The organism is Streptomyces hygroscopicus subsp. hygroscopicus, assembly GCF_001553455.1.
Lineage (GTDB): Bacteria > Actinomycetota > Actinomycetes > Streptomycetales > Streptomycetaceae > Streptomyces > Streptomyces hygroscopicus.
The window spans coordinates 39,467-49,020 of record NZ_BBOX01000065.1 but is presented as its reverse complement, the minus strand read 5'-3'; the positions used below and the strand labels follow the sequence as shown (position 1 = coordinate 49,020).

The 9,554-nt window shown below is 72.7% G+C and carries 9 protein-coding genes and 1 pseudogene; 2 read left to right on the top strand and 8 right to left on the bottom strand.

All coding sequences use genetic code 11. The features are described 5' to 3' along the window. From AXW62_RS08320 to AXW62_RS47035, 3 genes and pseudogenes are all read right to left on the bottom strand, one after another. A partial coding sequence (locus tag AXW62_RS08320) for a glycoside hydrolase family 2 TIM barrel-domain containing protein (protein WP_060943935.1) occupies nucleotides 1–2,086 on the bottom strand: 2,086 nt, incomplete at its 3' end. Beyond that, complete coding sequence (locus tag AXW62_RS47040) at nucleotides 2,083–2,403, bottom strand: hypothetical protein (RefSeq protein ID WP_169808121.1); 321 nt, start codon at nucleotides 2,401–2,403, stop codon at nucleotides 2,083–2,085. The genes AXW62_RS47040 and AXW62_RS08320, both read right to left, overlap by 4 nt. Nucleotides 2,404–2,546: 143 nt before the next feature. Continuing rightward, a pseudogene (locus tag AXW62_RS47035) lies at nucleotides 2,547–2,744 on the bottom strand (recombinase family protein); the annotation flags it as partial. 38 nt (nucleotides 2,745–2,782) lie between these two features. On the opposite strand from AXW62_RS47035, the gene AXW62_RS08315 reads away from it, so the two are divergent. Continuing rightward, a complete protein-coding gene (locus AXW62_RS08315; protein WP_252368535.1) occupies nucleotides 2,783–3,166 on the top strand; it encodes a Rossmann-fold NAD(P)-binding domain-containing protein in 384 nt (127 codons plus the stop codon). 273 nt (nucleotides 3,167–3,439) lie between these two features. On the opposite strand, the gene AXW62_RS08310 is transcribed toward AXW62_RS08315, so the two are convergent. Continuing rightward, nucleotides 3,440–4,675 (bottom strand): ROK family transcriptional regulator, encoded by a 1,236-nt coding sequence (locus tag AXW62_RS08310; RefSeq protein WP_060943934.1) that lies wholly within the window; start codon nucleotides 4,673–4,675, stop codon nucleotides 3,440–3,442. 227 nt (nucleotides 4,676–4,902) lie between these two features. Here AXW62_RS08310 and AXW62_RS08305 point away from each other — a divergent pair, with 227 nt between their 5' ends. Further along, nucleotides 4,903–5,265 (top strand): DUF4180 domain-containing protein, encoded by a 363-nt coding sequence (locus AXW62_RS08305; protein WP_060943933.1) that lies wholly within the window; start codon nucleotides 4,903–4,905, stop codon nucleotides 5,263–5,265. A gap of 18 nt (nucleotides 5,266–5,283) precedes the next feature. Here the strand turns inward: AXW62_RS08305 and AXW62_RS08300 are convergent, their stop codons facing one another. From AXW62_RS08300 to AXW62_RS08285, 4 genes are all read right to left on the bottom strand, one after another. Then, a complete protein-coding gene (locus AXW62_RS08300; protein WP_060943932.1) occupies nucleotides 5,284–6,885 on the bottom strand; it encodes a penicillin-binding transpeptidase domain-containing protein in 1,602 nt (533 codons plus the stop codon). A gap of 40 nt (nucleotides 6,886–6,925) precedes the next feature. Continuing rightward, nucleotides 6,926–7,117: a hypothetical protein gene (locus AXW62_RS08295; protein ID WP_060943931.1), complete on the bottom strand. Its 192-nt coding sequence runs from the start codon at nucleotides 7,115–7,117 to the stop codon at nucleotides 6,926–6,928. A gap of 198 nt (nucleotides 7,118–7,315) precedes the next feature. Beyond that, on the bottom strand, nucleotides 7,316–7,969 hold the full coding sequence (locus AXW62_RS08290) for a LutC/YkgG family protein (protein WP_060943940.1): 654 nt from the start codon (nucleotides 7,967–7,969) through the stop codon (nucleotides 7,316–7,318). 86 nt (nucleotides 7,970–8,055) lie between these two features. Further along, nucleotides 8,056–9,528: a lactate utilization protein B gene (locus AXW62_RS08285; RefSeq protein ID WP_060943939.1), complete on the bottom strand. Its 1,473-nt coding sequence runs from the start codon at nucleotides 9,526–9,528 to the stop codon at nucleotides 8,056–8,058. Between the last annotated feature and the right edge of the window lie 26 nt (nucleotides 9,529–9,554).

Genomic DNA, 9,554 nt, shown 5'->3' with positions numbered 1-9,554 from the left:
CGGCCCGCGCCTCGATGGTCCACCCACGTCCCCCCCCCGCCTCTGCGGCGGGCGGCGGCGGGAGCTCCACATCGGCGGACTCGCCGGGGGCCAGCGGCGGCACTGTCAGCTCACCCGAGCCGATCGCCTCGCCCTCGGCCTCATAGGTCCAGGAGAAGACGAGATGGGAAAGGTCGGCGAAGTCATGGCCGTTGGTGACGCGGACCGTGCCGCCGGTCCCGCCCCCAGCCCCGCCCCCGGTCCCGCCGCCAGATCCGCTCCCAGCCCCGCCGCCGGTCCCGCCCCCAGCCCCGCCGCCAGATCCGCCCCCAGCCCCGCCCCCGGCCTCGCCGCCCTCGATCCGCACCGGCTCGATGACCTTCTTGTACTCGGCCAGCCCCGGGGAGGGAGTGCGGTCGGGGAAGACCAGCCCGTCGCACACGAAGTTCCCGTCGTGCAGCTCCTCGCCGAAGTCCCCGCCGTACACGTGGTAGACGCGGCCGTCGGGGGCGCGCCGGGCGAAGCCGTGGTCGATCCACTCCCAGACGAACCCGCCCTGGCAGCGCTCGTGCTCCTCGAACAGCCGCTGGTACTCGCTCAGCCCGCCCGGTCCGTTGCCCATGGCGTGTGCGTACTCGCACAGGATGAACGGCAGCGTCCGGCGCCTGGTGTCCAGCTCCGGATCGCCCCACGGCGCCTCGGTGCGCCGGCCGATCTGGTCGACCTCCTCGTGCGGCGCGTACATCCGTGAGTAGACGTCCGTGTCGGCGCAGGACAGATCGCCCTCGTAGTGGATCACCCGGGACGGGTCGCGCTCCCGGATCCAGTCGGCCATGGCGGACAGCCCGCGTCCGGTGCCGCACTCGTTGCCCAGCGACCACATCACCACCGACGGGTGGTTCTTGTCGCGCTCGACCATCCGCTCGGCGCGGTCGAGCAGCGCGGGGGTCCAGCGGTCGTCGTCCACCGGGTTGTTCCGCCAGCCCAGGTCGACGAAGCCGTGGGTCTCCAGATCGCATTCGTCGATGACCCACAGCCCCAGCTCGTCGCAGAGCCCGAGGAAGGCCGGATGCGGCGGATAGTGGCTGGTGCGCACCGCGTTGATGTTGTGCTGCTTCATCAGCACCAGATCGCGGCGCATGGTCGCGAGGTCCACCGCCCGTCCGTGCTCCGGGTGGAACTCGTGCCGGTTGACGCCCCGGAAGAGCACCCTGCGGCCGTTGACCTTGAGCAGCCCGTCCTCGACCACCACGGTACGGAAGCCCACGCGCAGCGACACGCTCTCGCCCACGGTGGTCAGCCGCGCCTCGTACAGCCGGGGCGTCTCCGCCGTCCACGGCTCGACGGGGACGGTGGCGCTCTCCCCGGTGGCCAGGTCCAGGCCCAGCTCGGGGACGGTGACCCGGCCGCCGGGGTCGGAGTCGATCCGCAGGGTGCCCGTGCCGGTGGTGTGGTCGTACGAGGCGTGGACGGCGTAGTCCGCCAGCGCGCCCTCGGGACGGTGTTCGAGCGTCACCTCACGGAAGATGCCGGGCAGCCACCACTGGTCCTGGTCCTCCAGATAGCTACCGGAGGACCACTGGTGGACCCGCACGGCCAGCACGTTCCCCGACGGTTTGAGCAGCCCCCCGACCGCGAACTCGTGCGGCAGCCGGCTGCCCTTGAAGGTGCCCAGCTCCTCGCCGTTGAGCCACACCCGGGCGCAGGACTCGACGCCCTCGAAGCGCAGCACCGCGTCCCCGCCGTCCGGCCAGTCGCCGGGCAGGTCGAAGACGCGCAGATGGTCGCCGGTCGGGTTCTCGGTGGGGACGCGTGGCGGATCCACCGGGAAGGGGTAGCGCACATTGGTGTAGATCGGCGCCCCGTGGCCGTGCAGCACCCAGTGGCCGGGCACCGGGATCTCGTCCCAGCCCCGGGCGTCGTAGCCGGGGCGGGCGAAGGAGTCGTCCTCGGCGGTGGCGGTCGGCGACAGCCGGAAGGACCACGTCCCGTTCAGGCTCAGCCGCGCGGCGTCGGTGGAGGGGGTCCAGGGGCGGGGCGGCAGCGCTCCCGCGCCGGGGGAGACGTCCTCGTAGTAGGGCGGTGGCGTGTGCTGCGTGGAGTTCATCGACTCTCCTCGGTCAGCCCTTGATACCGGTCTGTGCCACCCCGCACCAGCCGGCGCCGCGGGAACACGACGACCAGGACGAGCGGCAGGGTCGATACGGCGGTTGCGATGAAGATCGGGCGGATGGTGACGGTCCGCGCGGTCAGGTACGAGGATGGCGCGACCCCCACGGTCCACGAACCACGAACTCTGATCCTGGCCGATGGCCAGGGGCCGCGGAAGGCGTTCCGGCCACGGATGACGGTGATGGCCGAGAGCTCCGTTCTGTCGCCGCCACGTTCCTTTCGCGTTCCCTTGCGCAGCGGGACGTTAGCCATGGACGAAGACTTCGGCAAGGGGTTGGACGAAGTGGGCCGGACGGCGCCGCCGACGTCCCGTCAGGGCGGCGCCGGGCTTCGAGGCGTCGAACGGCAATGGAGTCGTTGGTGACGCCGGCGCCTCCGATGGTCGTGCCGCGTCGGCGGGCGGACTCGTGGCCTTCGAGGGTGCGGTCGCGGATGTACTCGCGTTCCATCCCGGACAGCGCGGCCAGCACGGTGAAGACGACGCCGCTCGGGTCGTGCGTGCCCTGCAACTCCCCGGTGAGGAACTCCAGCCCGACGTCGCTGGCGCGCAGCTCCTTGGCGAGTGTGGCGAGGTCGATGCCGCGGCGGGGCACGACGACCGCCGCCAGATCGAGGCTGGGCACCGGAACTCGTGGCGACGTTCCTCGACCACCCGGCTCCGTTCTTCGACCCCCTGACCACCGTCCGGATGCCCTCGTGGTCCCGCGGACGGGTCGTACTGCTCGGGGACGCGGCGGCGGCGACAGCCCTGCTGGGCGACGGGTCCAGCATGGCGATGGCGGGCGCGTACGCCCTCGCAGAAGAGCTCGCCGCCCATCCCGGTGATCACGCCCGCGCCTTCGCCGCCTACGAGTCGCGGCTCCGCCGTGAGGTAGGCCCGCGGCAGCGACGCGTCGGTCTGCTCTCCAGGCTCATGGTGCCCCGCACCCGGCCGGGCCTCGCGGTGCGCAACGCGGTGGGCCGCGCGGTCGGTCGCACGAACCGGATCGCCTCTCGCGAAGCCGCGAACCGGTAGACCGGGTCCGCGCCGACCGGTCACCGATCGGCGCGGAGCTCCGCGGTAGCCGCCGTGACGGGACTCGACCCGCTACCCGCGACCTACCTTGCGGCTGGTGTCTGAGCTAGGACTCCGGGGCCGTGGGGAGCGGTTCCGCAACCGCCCGCGAGGGGCTCCAGCCGCGCCCGCCGGGTCCGTCGGCCCGGTCCGCTTCCGTCGTCACCCAGGAGTGCCTGGCCCGGTCCGCTTCCGTTGTCACCCGGGAGTGCCTGGTCCGGTCCGCTTCCGTCGTCACACGGGAGTGCCGCGCCATCTCGGCGAGGTGCGGCGGTTCTTCGGGCCCACCGACGCGAGCGAGCCCTCCAGGGCGAACGTGGCCGCGCCGAGGCTCACCGGATTGGACGGGATCGGGCACAGCACGATCTCGGTGTTCGCCAGCGGGCGGCGCAGCGCGCGCACCGCCACCGCCTCCCGCACCTCGGCGAGCAGCGGCTCACCGAGGGTGGCCGCGACCCAGCCGCTGAGCACGATCAGCTCCGGGTTGAGCAGGTTGACCAGATCGGCGAGGGCGGCGCCGAGGTAGCGCGCGGTGGTGTGCACGACCTTCACGGCCACCGGGTCGCCCTCCGCGAGGCCCCGGCCGAGCGCCTCGATGGTCGCCGTCTGGCCGTCCGGGTGCAGCAGCGGGCTGTCGGGGCTCAGCTCGCGCAGGGTCCGCATGATGCCGGGGGCGCCGGCATAGCCCTCCACACATCCCTGGTTGCCGCAGTGGCACGGCCGTCCGTCCAGGACCAGGGTGGTGTGCCCCCACTCCCCGGCGCTGTTGCTGACCCCGCGGTGCAGGGTGCCGCCGAGCGCGAGCCCGGCCCCCACGCCCGTACCGAGGTTGACCACCACCGCGTCATCCCGTCCGCGCGCCGCCCCGAACCACTGCTCGGCCACGGTGCAGGCGCGCAGCGGATTGTCGAGGTGGAGCGGGTGGGGGAGGTGCTCGGCCAGCAGCCGCAGCAGCGGCACGTCATGCCAGTCCCAGTTGGGGGCGAAGACCGACACCCCGCCCTCGCGGTCCACCTGTCCCGGCACGCTGACGCCGACGCCCAGCACCCGGTCCGCGGCCACTCCCGCCTGCTGGACCACCGAGGACACGGCGGCGGCGATACGCGCCACCACCTCGGCCGGGTCGTTCTCCTCCGGGCGCACCTCCGCGTCCGCGCGGGCCCGCACGGTCAGCGTCAGATCGAACAGCTCCGCATGGATGTACGTCTCCGCCACATCCACACCGATCAGCGCGCCCTTCGAGGAGTTGACCGCGACCAGACCGCGCGGCCGGCCGCCGTCGGAGTCCTCGAACCCGACCTCGACCAGCATCCCGAGGCCGAGCAGCTCACCGACGAGATTCGCGACGGTGGCCAGGCTCAGCCCCGTCGCGGCGGCCAGCTCCTGCCGGGAGACGGGGGATGCGGCGACGACATGCCGCAGCACCCCGTAGCGGTTGGCGGTGCGTATGTCGCGGGACGTGCGCTTCACGCCGGAATCCCCCTCCGCGCGGGCAGGTGCTGTGCTGTCGGGTGCCGCGCCAGGCTAGAGCGGGTGCCGGACCATGGACAACCTCTTCGCACAACCCTTGTACGAAGCCTGGGGGAGCCTGGGGGCGGCTCGGGGCGGCTGGGGGAGGCCATCGGGCGGCACCCCCTGCGGGGCGGGCACCCGTCATGCCGTCGACCGCGTCCGGTCGCGGCATTAGCCTGGCCGCCATGAGCGAGCTGCTGACGATCCACGACGTCCCCGTCCTGCTGTGCGCCCCCGAGGGCGGGACCATCGGCGGTGAACGCGACGCGCTGGATCTCATCGGCGACGCCGGGTACCAGGGCGCCCAGTGGGTCGTCCTTCCGGTCGAGCGGTTCGACGAGGCGTTCTTCCGGCTGAGCACGCGCGTGGCCGGGGACATCATCCAGAAGTTCGTGCAATACGCCATGGGGCTGGTGGTCCTCGGCGACATCTCCCGTCATACGGAGGACAGTTCGGCGCTGCGGGACTTCGTCCGCGAGTGCAATCGGGGACGGCAGACGTGGTTCCTGGCGGACATCGAGGAGTTGCGGGAACGGCTGAAGAGCTGATCCGGCGCGCCCTGGGGCTCAGCCGGCCTCGAGCACCGCGCGGACGAGCGGCCCGGCGGCGTCCCCGCCGTGGCCGCCGCCGGTGACCATGGCGGCGGCCGCCACATCGTTCCGGTAGCCGGTGAACCAGGCGTTGGTCCGGGCCTGGTCGTCGATCTCGGCCGAGCCCGTCTTGGCGCCGATGTCCCCGGTCAGCCCGGACATCGCCCGCGCGGCGGTGCCGCTCGTCGCGGTCAGCCGCATCATGGCCTTCAGCTGTGCGACGGTGGCCGGGCTCAGGCTGCGGTCGCTGGTGGCGATCTCCCGGTGGTCGACGGACGGCGGCACCAGGACGGGCTGCTTGAAGGTGCCGGTCCGGGCGGTGGCCGCGACCGACGCCATGATCAGCGGATTCGTCTGGACGGTGCCCTGGCCGATCATCGCGGCCGCCTTGTCGTCGCCCGCCCCGCTGGGCACCGCGCCGTCGAAGGTGGTGACCCCCACCCGCCAGTCCAGCCCGATCCCGAACACGGCCCGCGCCTCCTCGGCCACCGCGCCGTCGGGCACGGCTCCGGCCAGCGAGACGAACGCGGTGTTGCAGGACGCCGCGAAGTCCTGCGCGAAGGTGGCGCCCGGGTTCGCGCTGCCCTCGACGTTGTGGAACGTCATGCCCTGCGCGTACGCCGCCGTCTTCGGGCACGGCACCGGGAGGCCCGGGGTGACCTTGCCCGCCTCCAGCAGGGTGGCCGCGGTGACTATCTTGAACGTCGACCCCGGCGCGGTCTGCCCCTGGAGGGCGGCGTTGAACTCGGTCCGGTCGGAGTTGGCCACCGCCAGGATCTCCCCGGTGCTGGGTCTGAGCGCCACCACGGAGGCGCCGTCGCGCGAGGCCACCGCCTTCTCCGCGCGCTTTTGGACCGCCGGGTCGAGGGTGGTGCGCAGGGTGCCGGGCTTGCCCTTCGTCACCACATGGAGCGTCGCCCCGGTGGTGCCGTCGGACTCGACCGTCGACACCTCCACCCGCGGGGTGCCCCCCGCGTCCGACCCGTATCTCGACCGCAGCGCGGTCAGCACCGGGTCGAGCGAGGGATAACGGCCCTGCCGCAGCTCCTTGCCGTCCCGGTCCAGCACCCGCAGCGGCGGATCGTCCGCCAGGTCCGTCCGCAGCGACTCGGTGGTCCCGAGCCGGGGATGGAGGACCGAGGGCCGCCAGTCGACCAGTGGCTTCTTCGTCGTCCGGCCGCGCACCACGGTCAGCCGCGAGGTGTAGGTCCAGGTCGAACGGGCCTCGTCGAAGACCACCTCGGCCTTGACGGTGAAGGGCACCGTGGTGTTCCGCGCCGGACCGGGGGTGACGGTCACCTTCTTCACATGCGCGTCGTCGCGGTAGCCGCTCAGTGCGCCGAGCGCCGCCTCCGCGTTGTTGGTGAGCCCCGAGGCCAGCATGTCATTGCCGTCCGCCCAGGCGTCGAGGAACTCGCGCGCCGTCTGCCGGGCCTCGTCCGCGGTCACCGGGCCGTCGTGGAGGCCCGTGGTGTCGCCGCCGGTCACCCCCCGGTACAGGTTGTACCCGCCGTACCCGGCGATCCCCAGGAGCCCCGCCGACACCGCTCCGAAGACGGCCTTCCCCACCGCTCGCATGGCGTCCCCCCACTTTTCGATTGTGGTCGGCCGGCGCCGCTCAGGCGGCCTGCTCCACCTCGCCGCGCAGCGCCCGGGTGTAGACCTTCAGCAACCGGCTGTACTCGGCCCGCTCCGCAGGCCGCAGTGCCCGGCCTGCCCGGGCCCGCAGGAAGACGCGTATCGCCTCGTTGGCCTGGTCGGTGGAGGAGCTGGTCAGTAAGGTGGGTTGTTGAGTAGGAATCGGACGCATGCCATAAGACTAGAGCCCCCTACCGACAACAGCATCGGCTTAAACCGCCCAACTGCGGTGTTACCGCCGGTATGTGAGGAACGCCGCATCCCCCGCAGGGGTGTTCCCCTCCCCGTTCCCATGGCATATGCCCTGCCCTGATCGGGAGGCAGGAGGCATGGCCCGGTCAGGGCAGGGCATATGCCTCCTGCCTCCCGATCAGTTCTGACCAGCGGTTTCCGGCTCCGGTGCGACGAGGATCACCTCCAGGGTGCGGGGGCCGTGGACGCCCTCGACGCGGTCGAGTTCGATATCGCTGGTCGCGGACGGACCCGAGATCCAGGTCAACGGACGGGCCGGGTCCAGCCGTTCAAGCGCCTCGGGGACGGAACCCACCACCTGATCGGGGACGCGGATGACGCAGACGTGGTGGTCGGGAACCAGGGTGATACGGCGCCGGCCCTGGTCGGGGGCGGCGTCCAGGACCACGGTGCCGGTCTCGGCGATGGCCACCGCACAGCCCGTCACCACGCTGGAGACCGCGTCCAGATCGTGCGGGGTCAGCTCCGCGGTGTCCGGAACCCGGCGTACCGACTCGGGGACGGCGGACAGCCAGGACGCGGGGAGACCGGGGGGCACCGCCACGCTGGTCGCGCCGCGATCGGCGAGCAGACGGGCGATCAGGTCCGGGAGGGACGCGGGACCGGCCCGGTGGACGACGGCCCGGTAGTCGGCCAGATGCTCCGCGAGGAGATCCACGGTTCCGGCGGCCGTGCGGTCCCCGTGGACGCGGTGGTAGGTGCGCTCGACCGGCACCGCGTCGGGCGTCTCGGCGCGCGGCACATCGGCCAGGGCACGGCGGACGCGCGCCATGACCAGGGCGCGCGAGTCCGGCGTGCCGGGCTTCCTGGAGCCGGGGTCCGGCGTGCCGGGCTTCCGGGGGCCGGGGTCTGGCGGGGTCATGTGGTCTTCTTCCTTCCCTCCGTGCGGCTCTCGCCCCGGGTGCGTCGCCACCAGTCGCGGAACGACTCCTCCGGCACCCTCGGCAGCTCACGCGTATCGGTCCACGCCCGCCCCGGACCGGGCAGCCGCCGCGGGTGGAAGCGGCGGGTGCGGGAGGCCAGGCGCTGGCCGGTGCGCAGCACCCGGGGGTGGTCCAGGGCCCAGCGGGCGGCGCGCATCGCGGCACGCTCGGCGGCGTGGCCCTTGGCGGGCTTGATGACGGCGCGGGTGCCGCGGACGGAGGCGGGGCCGCCCTCGACCACGCGCTCCCGCAGGTGGACCAGGACCTCCGGGATGTCGATGGCGACCGGACACACCTCGTAGCACGCCCCGCACAGCGAGGACGCGTACGGCAGCGAGGCGTCCAGCTCGCTCCCGGTGCCGCGCAGCTGGGGGGTGAGGATCGCGCCGATCGGCCCCGGATACGCCGAGCCGTAGGCATGGCCGCCCGCCCGCTCGTACACCGGACACACGTTGAGACACGCCGAACAGCGGATGCAGCGCAGCGCCTGCCGGCCCACGGTGTCGGCCAGGGTGTCGGTGCGGCCGTTGTCCAGCAGCACCAGATGGAAGGTACGGGGCCCGTCCTGGTCCGTGGTGCCGGTCCAGGTGGAGGTGTACGGGTTCATCCGCTCGGCGGTCGAGGAGCGGGGCAGGAGCTGGAGGAAGACCTCCAGGTCCTGGAAGGTGGGCACCACCTTCTCGATACCGACGACGGAGATCAGCGTCTCGGGGAGGGTCAGGCACATCCGGCCGTTGCCCTCGGATTCCACGACCACGAGCGTGCCGGTCTCGGCGACCATGAAGTTGGCGCCGGAGATCCCCACCTTGGCGTTCAGGAACTTCTCGCGGAGGTGGAGCCGCGCGGCCTCGGCGAGGTCGGCGGGCGCGTCGGTCAGTCCGTCCGGGGCCGGGCGGCCCCACCGGGCCATCCGCTCCGCGAAGATGTCCCGGATCTCACCCCGGTTGCGGTGGATCGCCGGGACCAGGATGTGTGACGGGAGGTCGTCGCCGAGCTGCACGATCAGCTCGGCGAGGTCGGTCTCGTACGCCGTGATGCCCGCGGTGGCCAGGGCGCTGTTCAGGCCGATCTCCTGGGTGGCCATCGACTTGACCTTGACCACCTCCCGCTCGCCGGTCGCCCGGACCAGCTCGGTGACGATCCGGTTCGCCTCCTCCGCGTCCGCCGCCCAGTGGACGTGGCCGCCGGCCGCCGTGACCGCGTTCTCCAGCCGCTCCAGATAGTGGTCGAGATGGCGCAGCGTACGGTCCTTGATGGCCGCGCCCGCGGCGCGCAGCCGCGACCAGTCGTCCAGTTCGGCCACCGCCGTGGCGCGCTTGGCGCGGATGGTATGGGTGGCGTGGCGGAGGTTGGCGCGCAGCTGGGTGTTCCGGGTCGAGGCGTCGGCCGCCTGCGGGAAGGCGGGCATCCCGAGGTAGGTGGCTTGGTGGGTTC